Raw genomic sequence first — 16,893 nt, forward strand, 5'->3', positions numbered from 1 at the left:
GGGGCATGCACTTTTGACCACGCACGGGAAGCGATGCAGGCCGCAGATCAGGATGCGGCGGCGAACCGCCCCGTGAGGGTGCGAGCAGCATCCGCCAGAGCGGGTGGCCCGACGACCGTGAACTGCGCATCGAAGCGGGCGATCGACGCGAGGATGCCAACCCACGACCACGACCCGACCGTGACGCGACACGAAACGTCGTCGATGGGCTCCACCGTGCCGTCGCGGCCGATCCACTGCGCGACCTCGCGGGCGGGCAGGTCGAGCACGAGCTCGCCGATGCAGGGCCAGCGGTCCTCGGCATCCGACCCCTTCGCGCGAGCCGCGAGGTAGGTCTGCGCGTCGGCGGCGGGAAGTTCGCGCGGCGTGAAGGCGGGGCCGGTCGGGATGCGCGGGGTCATCCGATCGAGTCGGAAGGTGCGCCAGTCGTCGGCTTCGAGATCCCACGCGAGGAGGTACCAGCGTCCTTCGCGGGCGACGACGGCGTGCGGTTCGGTGCGCCGGGCCGGGCGGTCATGGTCGCCGTAGTCGAAGCGCAGCACGTGCCGGTCTCGCACTGCGGCGCTGACGGCCTCGAGCACCGCCGGATCCACCCGGGTCTCGTTCTCGACGCCGGTGAAGCGGATGCCGTCGACCCGGTGCCGTAGGCGCGATGGCATCACTTGACGCACAGTCGCCAGCGCACGGGCCGCGCCCTCGTCGATGTCGATCCCCGTGGCCGAGACGCTCTGCAGCGCGACCGCGATGGCGACGGCCTGCTCGTCGTCGAACAGCAGAGGAGGGAGCTCGGAGCCGGCGGCCAACCGGTATCCGCCGTCCGGGCCCTTGATCGCGCTGATCCGATAGCCCAGTTCGCGCAGGCGGTCGACGTCTCGGCGCACCGTGCGCGGTGTGACGTCGAGGCGGTCGGCGAGCACCTGCCCCGGCCAGTCGCGCTGCGTCTGCAGCAGCGAGAGCAGGGCGAGCATGCGCGAGGAGCTGCCTGTCATGGCATCCATTCTGCGTCAGGTAGAGGACCGAAACTGTCCTCTTCTGCTGTGAGTGTTGGTCTCGACGGCGAATCCGCCGCCGACGATCGAGGAGACATCATGAGCATCGCAACCACCACCCACCTGAACTTCCGCGGCACCGCTCGCCAGGCGCTCGAGTTCTACGGAACTGTCTTCGGCGGCGAGGTGACACTCGCCACCTACGGCGACTTCGGGATGCCTGCGGGCGTGCCCGGCGCCGACAAGATCGTGTTCGGGCAGGTCGAGGACGCCGACGGCTTCCGGTTGATGGCATACGACATCCCGGGTGCGGATGACTCTGACGCGACCGCAGGCACGACCTCGCGGGAGAACGGGATGACGATCACCGACCGCTCCTTCTTCCAGTCGCTGCGCGCCGACTCGCTCGACGAGCTCACCGGATACTGGGACGCTCTCGCAGACGGCGCCTCGATCGTCGAGCCGCTCGCCGCGTCGGCGTGGTCACCCGGGTTCGGGATGCTCACCGACCGCTTCGGCGTGACCTGGGTGCTCGACGTGCGGGCCGCCTACGCGGGCTGACGCACGGCGAGACTGTCGCGCCGTCGCGGCCGGGCGACGGCGGTCGAATTCTTGGGTTGGCACCTGCTGTCGGTGTTCGGAGTGGATGCCGACGGGAGGTGTCAACCGAGACGCGGAACCCACCCCGCCGCCAGCACGAACCTGCCGAGCGCGAGGGGTTTCGCCAGTGCTACTTGTCCTTCTCCTTCGGCGTCTTGCCGTTGGACTGGCCCTTGTCCGAGTTCCCCGAGTTCCCCGAGTTCCCGGAGTTCCCCGGGTTGCCCTTGTCGGCCTTGTCTTCTTTGTTGCCGTTGCCCTGATTGCCCGAGTCGGTGACGACCTCGACCGGTGCAGCGGGGGCCTCGTCGGTCACGGTTTCTGCGGGCGTGGTCTCCGCAGGCGTCACGACGGTGCGAGCCGCCACAGCCGACGCGAGCCGGCCGAGATCGGGGTTCGGCGCGGTGAAGGCCGCGAGACCCACGACGAGTGCACCCGTCGCGACGAGTCCCGCTGCGCCGACGAGCATTCGTCGGCGGGGGTGGGGACGCACACGCACTCGCGTCGGCGAGAGTGACGACGCATCGAGCACCGCCGTCGCGCCGGTGGTGCCGGCGATCTGCGTCGTCCGGGTTGTCGGGCTGGCAGCGGCCTCCGGCGCCGCCGGCGGTGCGGCGCTGCCGTCCGGCTGACCGACGACAGCCTCACTCGGCCGAGTCCCGCCGCGGGCTGAATCCGCACCGGCATCCTCCACCGGCGCCGTGCTTGCCACAGGATCCGCTCCGGCCGACGCGACGATGGCTGCCGCCGCCGCAGCGACTGCGGAACCGTTGGCGTCAGACGCGTAGCCCCGCAGCAGACCTCGCGCTGCACGAGCGACCTCGGCCGCGGTCGGTCGCTCTTCGGGCTCGAGCCGCGTCATGCGGGTCAGCAGATCGCGCCACTCCTGGGGAACCGTCTCGGAGATCCTCGGCGGTTGCGCGAGGCGGGCGATCGCCGCCGCGCGTCCGGAGCCGAGCGCGGCGTATCCGGTCTCCCCCGAGAGGGCTTCGAGCACGACCAGGCCCAGCGCGAAGATATCGACCGGAGTGCCGGGGGCGGCGTCGCGCAGCTGCTCCGGAGCCATATAGGTGAGTGTGCCGAGCACGATCCCCGGCGTCGTGAGCCGAGTGTCCTCGATCGACGTGGCGATGCCGAAGTCGGCGAGCTTCGCGGCGAGAGGCCGGCCCGGCCGACCCCGTGCCAGCAGCACGTTCGACGGCTTGACGTCACGGTGCACGATCCCCGCCGCATGCACCGCGGCCAGTCCCTCGGCGAGGTCGCGAGTGATGCGCGCGACGTCTCGGGGCGGCAGCGGTCCTTCGGCCATGCGCGCGGCGAGGGTCGGTCCGTCGACGAACTCCATCACGAGGTACTGGGGTCGCCCGGGGGTGAGCTGCGCGTCGTACAGCGTCACGAGCGAGGGGTGACTCAGCGACGCGAGAAGCGCCTTCTCGGTGTGCGCCCGCTCGATCGATGCGACCGGGCCCTCGCCGTGGATCATCTTGATCGCGACAATGCGTCCGAGGTGCGTGTCTTCAGCGCGATAGACGGTCGCCATGCCGCCCTGCCCGACGCGGTCGTGCAGCACGTACCGTCCGTCGAGGAGTGCAGCCGTGGGCGAGACCACTTCCAACGTCATCACTTGCTCCCTGCTGATGCATCCGGGTCATGCATCCGATAACCGTAAACCGCACGAGCAGAGCTCGTCACAGGGCTTGACGTCGCGACTATTTGGTGAATGGTCCGCTCTTTCGACCCTCATCGCGACCCTCATCGCGACGCTCATGGCCCGTCTGACGACGGGTCGGCACGCTGTCAAGGGGCTCTCCCGGTGTCAGGCCCGTCACATAGAAAGGAGGCAGATCGAAAGGACGTGGCATGGCCGCAGGCGACATCGAGACCTTCCAGCGTGACGGGATCTGGTTCAACCGCATCGAGGGCGAATCCCGCACCCTGGGTTCCAGCTTCGGGACCCAAGACGAAGCCGTCCGGGCCGGTCGCGGAGCAGCGGCGGCGCGTCAGGTGCAGCACACCGTGCGCACCGACGAGGGACCATCCGACACCGGAAATCTGTATGACTGGCATCCGCGCGACCTCATGAACTGATGGGCGGCGATTCGTTGGACCGATCAGACCGACGGATGCTGTTGCAGGCCTGCATCAACGGCGCCCGTTCGGCAACAGAGCATCCGGCACTGAGCGCCGACGCAGCCCTCTCCGCAGCTGATGCGGCGCGGGCCGTGGCCGCGGGAGCGACCGAGATCCATGTGCACCCGAAGGATGCCGCGGGGCGCGACAGCCTGGCTGCCGCTGACGTCGGGCGGTGGCTGCGGGCCTTGAGGTCCGCGTGCCCCGAGGTGCCGATCGGTGTGACGACCGGAGCGTGGATCGAGCCCGATGTCGAGCGGCGGCTGGCCGCGATCTCGGAGTGGACGGACCTCCCCGACTTCGCATCCGTCAACTGGCATGAGGCCGGTGCTGACGACGTGGCCCAGCTGCTGCTCAGCCGCGGAGTCGGAGTCGAAGCGGGCATCTGGGACGCGACGGGGCTCGAGGCCTGGACTCAGTCGCCTGTCCGCAGCCGATGCACACGCGTGCTCATCGAACTGCCCGACGAGGCCGTCGAGGTCGTTCGTCGCCACGCGGAGGGTCTGATCGCGCACGTGCGGCTCGACGAGCCGAACATCCCGATCCTGCTGCACGGGGAACTGCGATCGGCGTGGCCCGCGTTCACGCTCGCCGTCGAGCTCGAACTCGATTCGCGCATCGGACTCGAAGACACGCTCTCCCTCCCCGATGGGCGGACCGCTCCCGACAACGCGACGCTGGTGCGCACGGCGAGCGGGATCGCTTTCGCCGGCCGACGCGACGCGGCATCCTGACCGTCACTCACCGAAACGAGAATCGCACGACGACAGGACCTTCCTTAGTGTGGAAGCTCACGCTGTGAAGGAGTACTCGTGTCTGAGATCACGACCACCGACCGCGCCGGTCGACCGACGACGGGTGACCGCGTGAGCACCCGTCGTGCCGGTGGCGCTGCTCGATGTCGGTTCGTGGGCTGCTGAAAGCCGCTCGCCATGACCGATCACCGCGCGCGCACTGACCCGCATCCGTTCGACTCCCGCACGAGGTTCGACCTCGATCGACCTGAGAGCCGCAAGTGGAGTCTGCACCCTGGACGCATCGGCGCGTGGGTCGCCGAGATGGACTTCGGCGTCGCGCCCGTGATCGCCGATGCCATGCACCGAGCGATCGACGAGGAGAACCTCGGATACCTGTCGCCCCCGCTGGCCGCCCGGCTCGGTGAGGCGACCGCCGAGTGGATGCAGCGGGAGTACGACTGGGCGATCGATCCGGAGCGCGTGCATCCGGTGTCCGACGTGATGGCCGCGCTGCGCGTCGCGGTGGAGGAGTACGCACCCGCGGGATCACCGGTCATCGTGCCCACCCCCGCATATATGCCGTTCCTGACATATCTGCCCGCGATCGGTCATCCGGTGATCGAGATCCCCGGTGTCGAGGTCGACGGACGCTGGCATCACGACCTCCAGCGCATCGATGAGGCGTTCGCCGCCGGTGCCCGCACGCTCGTGCTCTGCAACCCGCACAACCCGACCGGAACCGTCGTCGAGAGAGCCGAGCTCGAGGCGCTCGCCGAGATCGTGGAGCGCCACGGCGGTCGGGTGTTCGCGGATGAGATCCACGCGCCGCTGCGCTTCGACGGCCGGCCGTTCATCCCCTATGCGTCGGTGTCTGAGGCCACGGCCGCGCACACCGTCACCGGCACGAGCGCATCGAAGGCATGGAACATCCCCGGGCTCAAGACCGCTCAGCTGATCACGTCCAATGACGCCGACCAGGAGCTCTACCGCCGGTTCGGGTTCTCGGTGCAGCATGGAGCCGCGACGCTCGGCGTGGTCGCGTCGACCGCGGCCTATCGCGAGGGCAAGCCATGGCTCGACGGGGTGCTCGCGTATCTCTCCGAGACGCGGCACCTTCTGGGATCGCTCGTCGCCGAACATCTTCCCGGCGCGATCTATCGCGAACCGGACGCGACCTACATCGGCTGGATCGACACGACCGCGCTGGGCATCGAGGGCGCGCCGGCCGCCTTCTTCCGCGACCACGCCGGAGTCGTGCTGACCGAGGGGGCGCTGCTCGGACGCGGGTACGAGGACTTCGTACGCGTCGTGTTCGCGACTCCCCGGCCGATCCTGCGCCAGGCGTTCGCCGCGATGGGGGATGCCGTTCGGGCTCGGTGAATCGTTCCCGTGACGGCGCGGTGGCGTACGGCGCGACATCCGTTCACGAAGCCTGTAGATTAAATATAACTATTGGCTGAAACGATCGGACAGACGTGCTCTACAAGCAGGTGTACGAAGCGTTGCGCGAGTCGATCTTGCGGGGCGAGTACGCGGTCGGCGACCGGATGCCGTCCGAGGCGGAGCTGTCGAGCCGGTTCGATGTCAGCCCCATCACGATCAAACGGGCGCTCGATCTCTTGCGCACCGACGGTCTGATCATGCGCCGCCCGCGAATCGGCACGGTGGTCACCAGCCTCACGCCCACGGCGCCGCAGGCTCCCGCCCGTGCGCAGAACGACGCCGACCGCAGCCCCTCTCTGATCGGGTGCGTGATCACCAGCTTCGACGACAGCTTCGGCAACAAGGTGATCGAGGGCATCCTCGCGGCGACCGGCGCCGACACCCATGTCGTCTTCAAGCGATCCGGAGGCGACCTCGCCGACGAGGACGCCTGCATCCGCGCCCTGGTCGGCGCCGGTGTCGAGGGCCTGATCCTGCTTCCGAGCTCGTCGGAGTACATCCCGCCCGCCGCCCTCGAACTGGTCGCCAAGAAGTTCCCCGTCGTGATCCTCGACCGCCTCTTCGACGGGATCCCGGTCTCGGCCGTCTGCTCCGACAACCTCGCGGGTGGGCGCGCTGCGACCGAGCACCTGCTGGACCTCGGACACAAGACCGTCGGATTCGTGAGCTCGACCAGCCACGTCTCATCGAGCGACGATCGGCGCAACGGGTACATCCACGCTCACGCCTCCAACCATCTGCCCCTCGAGAACAGCGCCGAGCTGCGCTCGATCGGCTCGACCGTGCCCGGCAGCGCCGACACCATCGAGCAGGACATCGCCCGGTTGGTCGCGTTCATCGAAGAGCATCCCGACATCACCGGCTACGTCGCGGCCGAGTACAACATCGCGCTGATGCTGCGCGAGGCATGCCACAGACTCGGGCTCGAGGTTCCGGCGGACATCTCGATCGTCTGCTTCGACCACCCGGATGCCACGTTCGACACACGGCTGTTCCGCTACACCCACATCCGCCAGCAACAGCGCACTCTCGGCGAGAAGGCCGTCGAGTCGGTGAGGCGCCAGATCAGCGCACCGAGCGAGATCGAGAAGGTCGTGCTGCCCACGGAGCTCATCCTCGGTTCGTCGTCGGCCGCTCCGCGCGGCTGACTCGTCGCGTCTGACCGGCTGCGCGTTCACAATTCAGCACGGATCTCGGATTCGCGGCTCGAAACCGTCGTAGAGGCGCTGATCCCGGCCGATCATGCTGAATACGAGACCGCTGCCCGCCCCCGCAGGCCGAGATCCGGTCGGACGCGGAGACCCCCCGAACGCAGCGATCCGCCCGCAGGCCGAAGCCCGCGGGCGGATCATGGAGCCGGTCTCAGCGTGCTACGCGCGCCGCACCCACCTGAGCCGCACCCAAGGGAGCCGCACCCGCCGGAGCCTCAGCCTCGGCTCCCGCAGCACCGACCGCAGCACCGACAACACCGCCGACAACACCGCCGACCTCTCGACCCTCGAGCCGTGCGCGCTGCTCGACGGCGAAGATCGCGCTGACCATGGTCGAGTAGGGGATCCACTCGACCGGCGGCTGCGACCAGTCATTGCCCGGGCGCAGGTGCCCGTCGACCAGGCCGTTCTGCCACAGCGCATCGGTGCCGGCTCGCACGAAGCCATCGAGCTCGACCCGCTCCGAGGCGAAGGAGTCCGACTCGGTCAGAACCGCCAGCAGCTCACCGAGGTAGCGATAGTAGACGCCCTTGAAGAGGCCTTCGTCGCCGCCGTCTCCCTCGTCCGGGAAGACCGTCCCGTCGCTCAGCTCGCGCACCGCGGTGATCGCCGTCTGCACGGCCCGCTGCAAGAAGACGTCGTCGCCCGTGGCGCGGAACAGCTCGACCGCGGCGCCGACGTAGAGCCCCTGGTTGTAGGTGAAGCGCCACTGGGTGTCGACGGCGCCGTCACCGGTGCGGTTGATGCCGTCTTCGACGAAGCCGTCGTCGCCGACCAGGTTCGCGGTCAGCCAGTCGAAGGCCCGCCGCGCATACGACAGATAGTCGCGCGACGTGTCGAGGCGACTCAATCGCACCCCGAGGATCACGAGCGGTCCGTTCGCCGGAGTGTTCTTGTAGGCGAGCTGCTGTTTGCGCCAGGCGAGGCTCCACCCGAGAGTCTCGTTCCAGCCCTCGGCGATGACGTGATCCCAGATCGCGATCGCCTCGTCGAGGTACTGCCGCTCGGCGGTCGCCCGGTGCACTCGCTCGAGCGCGAGAGCGAACCACAGCATGTCGTCGAAATAGTCGTTGAAGAGCTGCCCGCCGTTGCGCTCGACGATGTTGTCGCGTGCGGTGATCGCCTGCGCGATCCAGGCGTCGTCGTCGGTGCGCACCCAGGCATCCACCCGGGCGTCGATCACGTGGGCGAGCCACCAGTAGTTGAAGACCTCGGTGTTGCCGCGGTCATGCGGGTGGCTGTTCGCGAGGAACTGGATGCCGGGAACACCGAAGAAGTGGTCGAGGCTCTGCTGCGCGGTGTCGGCACGGGCCGACCAGGTCTGCGCGGAAGTGCTGGTCATGTGTCCTTTTCCTGAGGGTGGATGGCGGCGGATCGCGCGGCCGTCTGAGACGACTGCGCGATCCGACGGGGGTCAGCGGTTCTGTTCGAGAAGCTGGTCGCCCTGCTCCTGGGCATCCTTCAGCGCCTGCTCGGCCGAGATCTCGCCAGACAGGAACCGCTCGAGCGCGGGCACGAGCGCCTTGCCCTCGACGTCCGAGAAGCCCTGCACGTTGGGGCGGGTCTGCGCGTAGTTCATCGTCTCGATGAAGGCGGCGTAGTGCTCGTCCTCGGTGAAGAACGGGTCGTTCGCGGCCTCGATGTTGGCCGGGATCCAGCCCGAGATCTCACCGAACGCGACGCCGTTCTCGGCCTCGGTCGTCCACCACTTCATGAACTCCCACGCGCCTTCGGCGTTCTTCGCGCCCTCGGGGATGACGAGTCCGAAGCCGCCCATGTAGGCGCCCTGGTCGCCGTTCGTTCCGGCGGGCGGCTGCACGACGCCGTATTCGAGGCCGTCGACCTTGTCGAGGGTCGAGAGCGCCCAGGGCCCGTCGAGCTTCATGGCCGTGCGGCTCTCGGCGAACGAGTCTCCCGTGTCGCCGAAGCCCTGCTCGTAGACGCCCGCATCGAGCAGGCTCTGCCAGAAGTTCAGCACCTCGAGGCCCTCAGGGCTGTTGAACGCGGTCTTCGTCTGGTCGTCGTTGAGCAGCTGACCGCCCGCCTGCGCGAGGTACATGTTGAACAGGCCGGGGTCGCTGAGGTCGAGGCCGGCCTGCGTCAGCTTGCCGCCGTCCTTCACGGTGAGCGCCTCGGCGGCGGTCTTCAGCTCGTCCCAGTCGGTGGGTGCGGTGACTCCGGCATCCGTCAGCAGCGTCTGGTTGAAGAGCAGCGATCGGTTGTCGACGAGCAGCGGCAGGCCGTAGAGCTCGCCATCGACCTCCATCTCGCCGAGCGCCGGCTCGTAGAAGATGCTCGTGTCGACGGCATCCTCTTCCATGAACTCGTCGATCGGGGCGAGTGCTCCCTTGGGCGCGTAGAGCGAGGTCTGATAGCGGTCCCAGAGCACGACGTCAGGAACCTGACCGCCGGCGAGCGAGGTGAGGAGCTTCTCTTCGACGAGCTCCTGCGGCACGTACGAGACCTCGTAGTCGTCCTGCGACTCGTTGAACCGCTCGGCCTGGGCTTCGAGCTGGTCGACCTGGTCGCCGGACCACGAGCCCCACATGACGACGGGCTCGGGGCCGTCGTCGCCGCCGGCGTCGCTGCCGGATGCACAGCCGGCGACGGTCACGACGAGGGATGCCGTGGCGAACACGGTCAGGACTCTCAGGTGCTTCTTCATCGAAATCTCCTTGGTGTGATGCGTGTGGTGGGCGTGATGGGAAAGGGAAAACCGGTGGATCACTTCGACCCGACGTGGGCGACGCCCTCGATGATGTAGCGCTGCGCGAAGAGGAACACGAGCAGCACCGGGAGGCTGGCGATCACGGTGCCGGCCATGAGGGGACCGAAAGCGGTCTCGTAGTTGTTGACGAACGAGGCGAGGCCGACCTGGACGGTCATCATGTCCTGGCTGTTGAGCACGATCAGCGGCCAGAGGAAGTTGTTCCATCCGGCCTGGAAGCTGATGATGCCCAGCACCGCGAGCCCGGCCTTGGCGAGGGGGAAGTAGATGATCGCGAAGATGCGGAACTCGCTCGCGCCGTCGATGCGGGCCGCTTCGCCCAGCTCGTCGGGAAGCGTCTCGAAGAACTGCTTCATGAAGAACACGGCGAAGGCTCCGGCGGCACCGGGGATGATCACGGCCCAGTAGGTGTTGATCAGGCCGAGACCGCCCTGTCCGAAGATGTCATTGCCGCCGGCGAACGGGATCGAGCGCAGGATCAGGAACGACGGGATCATCGTGATGATGCCGGGGATCATGAGCGACGAGAGGAACACCGCGAAGACCGCCGCGCGGCCCTTGAACTGCAGCTTGGCCAGGGCATAGCCGCCGAGGGCGCCGAAGAAGATGTTCGTCACGGCCCCGCCGATGCCGAGCACGAGCGAGTTCACGAAGTAGCGGCCGAACGGCACCTCCTCGAACACCTGCAGGTAGTTCTCGAGTGTGGCGTTCGCGGGGATCAGGTTGAGCGCGCCCGAGAGGATCTCGGTGGCGGGCTTCAACGAGGTCGAGATCGTCCAGACGAGCGGGGCGACGGTGACGACGCTGATCAGGATGACGCCGACGTACCAGCCGACCGTCGCGATGCGCTTGCGGGTCGTCGGCTTGCGGCGCGAATGCAGGGGTGGGGCCACCGGGGTGCCGGCGGCCAGCGCGGTCTCGATGGCGCGGCCACCGCTGAGCGTGTTCGTCATCAGACGCCCTTCCGGTTGTTGAGCTTCGCGTTCAGAAGCGAGAACACGAGGATGATCAGGAAGAGCACGAACGACAGGGCCGACGCGTAGCCCATCTCGAGCGCGCCGAAGCCCTTGTTGTAGATGTAATAGACCATCGTGACGGTCGAGTTGCCCGGTCCGCCCTTCGTCAGCACATAGGCCTGGTCGAAGACCTGGAACGCGCCGATGATGAGCAGCGTCGACACGAGGAACGTCGTGCGCGTGAGCGACGGGAGCGTGACGTAGCGGAACTGCTGCCAGGCGTTCGCCCCGTCGAGGCGGGCCGCTTCGTAGAGCTCCCCGGGCACTCCCTGCAGGCCCCCGAGGAAGATGATCATGTTGGCGCCGAACCCGGCCCAGACGCTCATCATGACGATCGCGATCATCGCCCACTGCGACTCGTACAGCCACGCGGGCCCGTCGATGCCGAACCAGCTGAGCGCCACGTTCAGCAGACCGTTCTGCGGGTTCAGCATCCAGAACCAGATCGTCGCGGTCGCCACTGTCGAGGCGACGACGGGGATGTAGAAGAGGGTCCGGAACAGGCGCACCGCACGGTGGCGACGATTGAGAAGCAGGGCGGTGCCGAGGGCGACGACGAGACCCGCCGGCACGTACAGCACCGTGTAGTACGCGGTGTTGCGCAGGGCGATCCAGAAGAACGGGTCGACCGCGATGTCGAGGTAGTTCTGGATGCCCAGCCACTCGAAGTCGCCGACGATCGCGTAGTCGGTGAGGCTCAGCACGAGTGCGATGACGATCGGCAGCGCCATGAAGACGACGAACAGCACGCCGGGCACGAGGAGGAACAGCCAGGCGTTCCAGGTCATCTGCCTCGCGCTGGGGTTGCGGGACTTCCGCGGCTTGCCGGGTGTGGGCCCCGTGTTCGTCGGGCGGGACTCGTCGACGGATGCCGGAGCGTCCGTGGTCGTGGCACTCATGCCGGTCGCGCTTCGGTGAGGGGCTCGCGGCGGACGGGCTCTCGACGGGGAGTGGCGAGTCCGGTCATGTCGAGCACGAGTTCGCAGAACATCGCGTTCGCCCACGAGAACCACTCCCGCGTGAAGACAGATGGATCGGTGACGAGGAACGATTCGTGCATGAGGCCGGTTCCGGCATCCGTCTCGAGCAGCAGCCGCAGGATGCGCTCCTTCTCGGCCCGATCGTCAGTGGTGAGCGCTTCGATGCAGAGGCCGATCGGCCAGACGTGGTCGACCGGGGTGTGCGGGCTGCCGAGGCCGCTCGAGTCGGTTCCCGAGGCGAGGGTTCCCGTGAAGAAGACCGGATTCGCGGTGCTCAGAATGAAGCGGCGGGTTGCGAGGTAGAGCGGATCGTCCGTTCCGCACCAGCCGATCAGCGGCAGGGACAGCAGGCTCGGCACATTCGCGTCGTCGAGAAGCAGGATGCCGCCGCGACCGTCGACCTCGTAGGCATAGATGTCGTCGCCCGAAGGGCTCGTGACGACCGTGTGCTCGGCGATGCCGCGCTCGATGTCGGCGCGCAGGTCGCGAGCGCTCGCCGCGAGGTCTTCGTCGTGCAGCACCTCGATCGCGATGCTCTCGATGTGCTGCAGCTCGACTGCGGCGAACATGTTCCCCGGCACGTTGTAGCCGTACTCGCAGGCGTCGTCGCTCGGGCGGAACGCCGACCAGGTGAGGCCCGTCGGCGCCGTCTCGCTGCCGCGCCCCTCGCGCACGAGTGTGTCGCTGGGCGGGCAGTCGAAGCGCTCGAACCGGTACGTCGAGTGGGCCTCGTGGTCCTGCTCGGTGCGCCAGAGCTCGATGATCACACGTGCGGCGCGGGCGAAGGAGTCGCCGAGATGATCGGTGCGGCCCGTCGTCGCCCACAGGTCGTGTGCGAGCTGCACGGGGTAGCAGAGGGAGTCGACCTCGTACTTGCGCTCCCAGATCCAGGGCGACTGCTCGGTGCGGTCGCTCTGGTGTCCGCTGCCGTCGGGTGTGGCGTTGAAGGCGTTGGCATACGGGTCGAGCAGCACGTACTCGATCTGCCGGCGCGACACCGCGGCGATCATGTCACTGATGGTCTGGTCCTCGGCAGCGAAGTGCAGGTACGGGCCGAGCTGGGCGGTCGAGTCGCGCAGCCACATCGCGGGGATGTCGCCCGTCAGCATGAACAGGGTGCCGTCGGGCATCTCGCGCAGGGTGGTGCCGAGGGTGTTCTCGAAGCAGCGCTCGAACATGGCCGCTGTCGCCTCGTCTGTCCGCGATCGCACGCGCTCTGCGACGGAGTGGATGAAGTCCGAATGGGTCTGAGCCACGATGCTCCTCGGTGAACCTGAGGTCGCCCCGCTCTGGGCGACATCGCCGAGTGTAGCCCGGAATGCAGATTAAATCTATTTATATGTTTAGTTATGTGTGAGATGGCTGGAATCCCGCGATTCTGGGCTCTGCTCCGTGGAAATAAGTATACCTATTCGTCTGGTTCTGGCCCGGGGACTGAATCGTGCATAGTCACCGGCGCGATGATGCTCGGCGTCACGGGAGCCCAGCGTCGCCTGGCGCAGCTGCAGCTGCGCGCCTGGGATCGGCGATGGTTCTGACGGATGCAGGCGGCGGTGTTCCGGATTCCCGGCGGGGCCTTCGTCTCCCCGGTGAGCGCCTTCGCCCCCGGTCGTTGAGCGAGGCCGGCGAACCCTTCGTCCCCCGGTCGTTGAGCGAGGCCGGCGGAGCCGCCCGAGACGAAACGCGCTACCTCACCGCAGGACGCTTCCCCCGAGCCGCCCGCTCGCGCCGCTCCCGCACGCTCCACGCACGCACCGCATCCAGCCCGCCGTCGATGAACGCCAGTCGCTTCGCGTGGCTCCACCCCTGCAGGCGCTTCTCCCATGCGAAGGCGTCATCGATGCGGGCGTGCTCGCTGCTCCAGATGAGTTCGACCGGGAGCCGCCGTTTCGTGTACTCGCTGCCCATCCCCTCCTGGTGCTGGACGATCCGCTTGCTGAGATCGCGGGTGCTGCCGACGTAGAGCGTGCCGTCAGAGCAGCGAAGAATGTAGACGTATCCCATGCAGCCGGAGCGTACGCGCGGATGCCGACACTCGCCGCCGTCCGCAGTGTGGGTGCGTTTCGTCTCGGTCGGCTTCGCCGTCCTCGCTCAACGACCGGGAGGGGCGCCGTCCGCAGTGTGGGTGCGTTTCGTCTCGGTCGGCTTCGCCGTCCTCGCTCAATGACCGGGGTGGGGAGGGGTGCCGTCCTCGGCCAGCGACCGAGAGCGGAAGAGGAGCACCGGTCGTTGAGCGAGCGGAGCGAGACGAAACGCGCTCAGACGGCCCGGTCGTGCAGTGCGGCGGCGATCCGGTCGACCGCCTCGACCATGACCGGGCGGGGGAGCGCGAAGACGAAGCGCGTGTATCCGATGGCTGCCTCACCGCAGGCGGCGCCATCCGTCATCGCGACTCCGGCGTGCTCGCGGAACCACTCGCCGAGGTCCCCGGTCAACCCGGTCTCGCGGAAGTCGAGCAGCGCGATGTAGCTGCCCTCGGGCACGATCATCCGCACGCCGGGCAGCTTCTCGTCGACGAGCTGCGCCAGCATCCGCCGGTTGCCGTCGAGGTAGTCGACCACCTCGTCGAGCCACTCGCGGCCCCCCGTGTAGGCCGCGATGTTCGCGACCACTCCGAGCGTCGAAGTGCCGTGCCCTGCCCAGAATCCGAGGCTCTCCCAGAGCGCGGCGTCTGCATCGTTCGAGAGGATGACCTGCGCGCACTTGAGGCCCGCGAGGTTCCACGCCTTCGACGCCGACGTCGCGGTCAGCGTGTGCGACGCCGCCGCCTCCGACACCGAGGCGTAGGGAATGTGCTGAGCCGGCGCGTAGACGATGGGTGCGTGGATCTCGTCGGAGAACACCCGGCCTCCGGCATCCGTCACGACCGAGGCGATCGCGAGCAGCTCGTCACGGGTCGCCACGGTGCCGAGCGGGTTGTGCGGGTTGCAGAGCACCAGCATCTCGCCGCCGTCGCGGAATGCCTGGGCGACGGCATCCAGGTCCATGACCCAGCGTCCGTCGACCTCGATGCTCGGCACCTCGATCACTCGACGGTCATGCATCGGCGGCACCAGGAGGAACGGCATGTATGCGGGCGTCGGCACGATGATCGCCGAGCCGGGAGTCGTGAAGTGCTCGATCGCCAGCTCGAACGCGGCGATCACATCGGGCACATGGTGCACCCGCTCGGGCGAGATCTCCCACCCATACGAATCCGAGTACCAGCGGGCCGTGGCCTGCGAGAGGTCCTTGGCGAGCTTCTCGGGCAGGTAGCCGGTGACGCCCAGATCCAACGCATCCTTCACCGCGCTGTTGATCGCGGGGGCGAGTCCGAAGTCCATCTCGGCGACGAACGCGCCGATCATGTCAGGGAAGTTCGTCCATTTCAGGCTGCCTGCCGCTCGCAGGTCGTCTTGCGTGATCTGGTCGAACGTTCCGGTGGTCATTCTTCAATCCTTCCATCCACGGCGAGCCCTCGGCCCGGATGCGGAAGGTCTGGGCTCGTCGGCACCTGCACGTCCGGATCACAGATGCATGCCGAGAACGACGGGCTCGGCCTGCATCCGTGATCTGAGCGTGCATCTGTGGGGGCTGTCCGAACGCGGCCCTCACCGAGGGCGGGCCGCGTGCGGGGTCACTTTCGCATCGGAAGACGGCCTTTCGGATGCGTTTTCGACCCCGCACCGAGTGCCCGATGCGTGCGAGGTCACTTCTGCACCGCGAACCGAGGCCAGCGGTGCGTCATCGACCCCGCACCGAGCGCCCACCCGCGACACGGCATTGAGCGACCCCCGCACCCGTGCCAGGATTGCCCCGACTCGGCCCATCGGGGGCGGGGACGAAGGGATTCTCATGCAGCTGGCGATGATCGGACTCGGTCGGATGGGTGCCAACATCGTGCGCCGCCTCATGCGGGCGGGGCACGAGTGCGTGGTCTATGACGTGAATGCCGATGCGGTGCAGGCGCTGGTCGCCGAGGGAGCCGTGGGTGCAGACAGCATGCCCGACCTGGCGTCGAAGCTCGAAGCACCGCGGGCTGTATGGATGATGGTGCCTGCCTCGCTCACGGGAGCGGTGGCCGACCAGGTCGCGGAGGTGCTCGACGAGGGCGACATCCTCATCGACGGCGGCAACTCGAACTACCGCGACGACGTGCGGCGGGCGAAGGCCTTCCGCGAGCGCGGTATCCACTATGTCGATGTCGGCACGAGCGGCGGAGTGTTCGGGCTCGACCGCGGGTACTGCCTGATGGTCGGCGGACCGGACGAGGCCGTGCAGCGCATCGAGCCCGTGCTGCGCACGATCGCTCCGGGGGTCGGCGAGATCGAGCGCACGCCCGGTCGCACGGGAGACCTCACCCCCGAGGAGCAGGGCTATCTGCACTGCGGTCCGTCGGGCGCGGGGCACTTCGTGAAGATGGTGCACAACGGCATCGAGTACGGCATCATGGCGTCGATCGCCGAGGGCCTCAACCTGCTGCACAATGCGGATGCCGGGGTGCGCGAGGCCGAGCACTCGGCCGAGATCGCCCCGCTCGAGGAGCCCGAGTTCTACCAGTTCCCCATCGATACGTCGAAGGTCGCGGAGCTGTGGCGACGCGGATCCGTCATCTCGTCGTGGCTGCTCGACCTGACCGCCGCCGCGCTGGCAGAGAATCCGCAGCTCGACGGCCTCGCCGGTCGGGTCTCCGATTCGGGCGAGGGTCGCTGGACGGTCAAGGCCGCTGTCGACGTGGGCGTGCCCGTGCCGGTGCTCGCGGCGTCGCTGTTCGAACGTTTCGCCTCGCGCGACGAGGACAAGTTCGCGAACCAGGTGCTGTCGGCGATGCGCCTGCAATTCGGCGGACACCAGGAGCTGCCGGCCGGCGATGTGCTCGAGGCCGGGTCGCGAAAGGCCGACTCGGACAGCGCCTGATCGCTGAGGGTGCCGCGGACCTCGTTCGTCGAGCGAGGCCGAGACGAAACGCCCCCGCGGTCGACGTTTCGTCTCAGTCGACTTCGTCGTCTTCGCTCAACGACCGTGATCTGTCCGTTGAGCGAGGCCCGCGGAGCAGCCCGAGACGAAACGCTCTGTTTCTCGT

General features: G+C 67.9%; 15 protein-coding genes. 6 read left to right on the forward strand and 9 right to left on the reverse strand.

Going from position 1 to position 16,893, the window contains the following annotated elements:
* Positions 1 to 47: 47 nt before the first annotated feature.
* Complete coding sequence (locus tag AC04ME_RS02075; RefSeq protein ID WP_475433325.1) at positions 48 to 989, reverse strand: helix-turn-helix transcriptional regulator; 942 nt, start codon at positions 987 to 989, stop codon at positions 48 to 50.
* A 99-nt stretch (positions 990 to 1,088) separates the two neighbouring features.
* Between AC04ME_RS02075 and AC04ME_RS02080 the strand changes: the two genes are divergently transcribed.
* Positions 1,089 to 1,550 (forward strand): VOC family protein, encoded by a 462-nt coding sequence (locus AC04ME_RS02080; RefSeq protein ID WP_475433327.1) that lies wholly within the window; start codon positions 1,089 to 1,091, stop codon positions 1,548 to 1,550.
* Positions 1,551 to 1,719: 169 nt separating this feature from the next.
* On the opposite strand, the gene AC04ME_RS02085 is transcribed toward AC04ME_RS02080, so the two are convergent.
* Positions 1,720 to 3,207: a serine/threonine-protein kinase gene (locus AC04ME_RS02085; protein ID WP_475433329.1), complete on the reverse strand. Its 1,488-nt coding sequence runs from the start codon at positions 3,205 to 3,207 to the stop codon at positions 1,720 to 1,722.
* Between the two features lie 239 nt (positions 3,208 to 3,446).
* On the opposite strand from AC04ME_RS02085, the gene AC04ME_RS02090 reads away from it, so the two are divergent.
* The 4 genes from AC04ME_RS02090 to AC04ME_RS02105 all read left to right on the forward strand — a co-directional run bounded on the left by AC04ME_RS02090 (position 3,447) and on the right by AC04ME_RS02105 (position 7,044).
* Complete coding sequence (locus AC04ME_RS02090) at positions 3,447 to 3,674, forward strand: DUF2188 domain-containing protein (protein ID WP_042540651.1); 228 nt, start codon at positions 3,447 to 3,449, stop codon at positions 3,672 to 3,674.
* Between the two features lie 35 nt (positions 3,675 to 3,709).
* The gene (locus AC04ME_RS02095; RefSeq protein ID WP_475433332.1) at positions 3,710 to 4,450 is read left to right on the forward strand and encodes a 3-keto-5-aminohexanoate cleavage protein; all 741 of its coding nucleotides are present in this window, start codon (positions 3,710 to 3,712) and stop codon (positions 4,448 to 4,450) included.
* Between the two features lie 198 nt (positions 4,451 to 4,648).
* Positions 4,649 to 5,833 (forward strand): MalY/PatB family protein, encoded by a 1,185-nt coding sequence (locus tag AC04ME_RS02100; RefSeq protein WP_475433334.1) that lies wholly within the window; start codon positions 4,649 to 4,651, stop codon positions 5,831 to 5,833.
* Positions 5,834 to 5,928: 95 nt separating this feature from the next.
* Complete coding sequence (locus tag AC04ME_RS02105) at positions 5,929 to 7,044, forward strand: GntR family transcriptional regulator (protein WP_475433336.1); 1,116 nt, start codon at positions 5,929 to 5,931, stop codon at positions 7,042 to 7,044.
* A gap of 214 nt (positions 7,045 to 7,258) precedes the next feature.
* On the opposite strand, the gene AC04ME_RS02110 is transcribed toward AC04ME_RS02105, so the two are convergent.
* From AC04ME_RS02110 to AC04ME_RS02140, 7 genes are all read right to left on the reverse strand, one after another.
* Entirely contained in the window at positions 7,259 to 8,449 is a 1,191-nt protein-coding gene (locus AC04ME_RS02110; protein ID WP_475433338.1) for a glycoside hydrolase family 76 protein, read from the reverse strand.
* Positions 8,450 to 8,521: 72 nt separating this feature from the next.
* Positions 8,522 to 9,772 (reverse strand): ABC transporter substrate-binding protein, encoded by a 1,251-nt coding sequence (locus tag AC04ME_RS02115; RefSeq protein ID WP_475433340.1) that lies wholly within the window; start codon positions 9,770 to 9,772, stop codon positions 8,522 to 8,524.
* Positions 9,773 to 9,831: 59 nt separating this feature from the next.
* Positions 9,832 to 10,788, reverse strand: a complete 957-nt coding sequence (locus AC04ME_RS02120) for a carbohydrate ABC transporter permease (protein ID WP_475433342.1) — start codon at positions 10,786 to 10,788, stop codon at positions 9,832 to 9,834.
* Positions 10,788 to 11,750, reverse strand: coding sequence for a carbohydrate ABC transporter permease (locus tag AC04ME_RS02125; protein WP_079111992.1), 963 nt, complete (start codon positions 11,748 to 11,750; stop codon positions 10,788 to 10,790). The genes AC04ME_RS02120 and AC04ME_RS02125 overlap by 1 nt, the downstream gene beginning before the upstream one ends.
* Positions 11,747 to 13,087, reverse strand: a complete 1,341-nt coding sequence (locus AC04ME_RS02130) for a glycoside hydrolase family 125 protein (protein WP_475433344.1) — start codon at positions 13,085 to 13,087, stop codon at positions 11,747 to 11,749. The genes AC04ME_RS02125 and AC04ME_RS02130 overlap by 4 nt, the downstream gene beginning before the upstream one ends.
* Before the next feature lie 430 nt (positions 13,088 to 13,517).
* On the reverse strand, positions 13,518 to 13,835 hold the full coding sequence (locus AC04ME_RS02135; protein ID WP_042540659.1) for a GIY-YIG nuclease family protein: 318 nt from the start codon (positions 13,833 to 13,835) through the stop codon (positions 13,518 to 13,520).
* Positions 13,836 to 14,089: 254 nt separating this feature from the next.
* Positions 14,090 to 15,259 (reverse strand): MalY/PatB family protein, encoded by a 1,170-nt coding sequence (locus tag AC04ME_RS02140; protein ID WP_475433346.1) that lies wholly within the window; start codon positions 15,257 to 15,259, stop codon positions 14,090 to 14,092.
* Between the two features lie 406 nt (positions 15,260 to 15,665).
* Here AC04ME_RS02140 and gnd point away from each other — a divergent pair, with 406 nt between their 5' ends.
* The gene (gene gnd, locus AC04ME_RS02145) at positions 15,666 to 16,727 is read left to right on the forward strand and encodes a phosphogluconate dehydrogenase (NAD(+)-dependent, decarboxylating) (RefSeq protein ID WP_079111995.1); all 1,062 of its coding nucleotides are present in this window, start codon (positions 15,666 to 15,668) and stop codon (positions 16,725 to 16,727) included.
* Positions 16,728 to 16,893 lie beyond the last annotated feature (166 nt).

Source organism: Microbacterium sp. LjRoot205 (assembly GCF_056175745.1).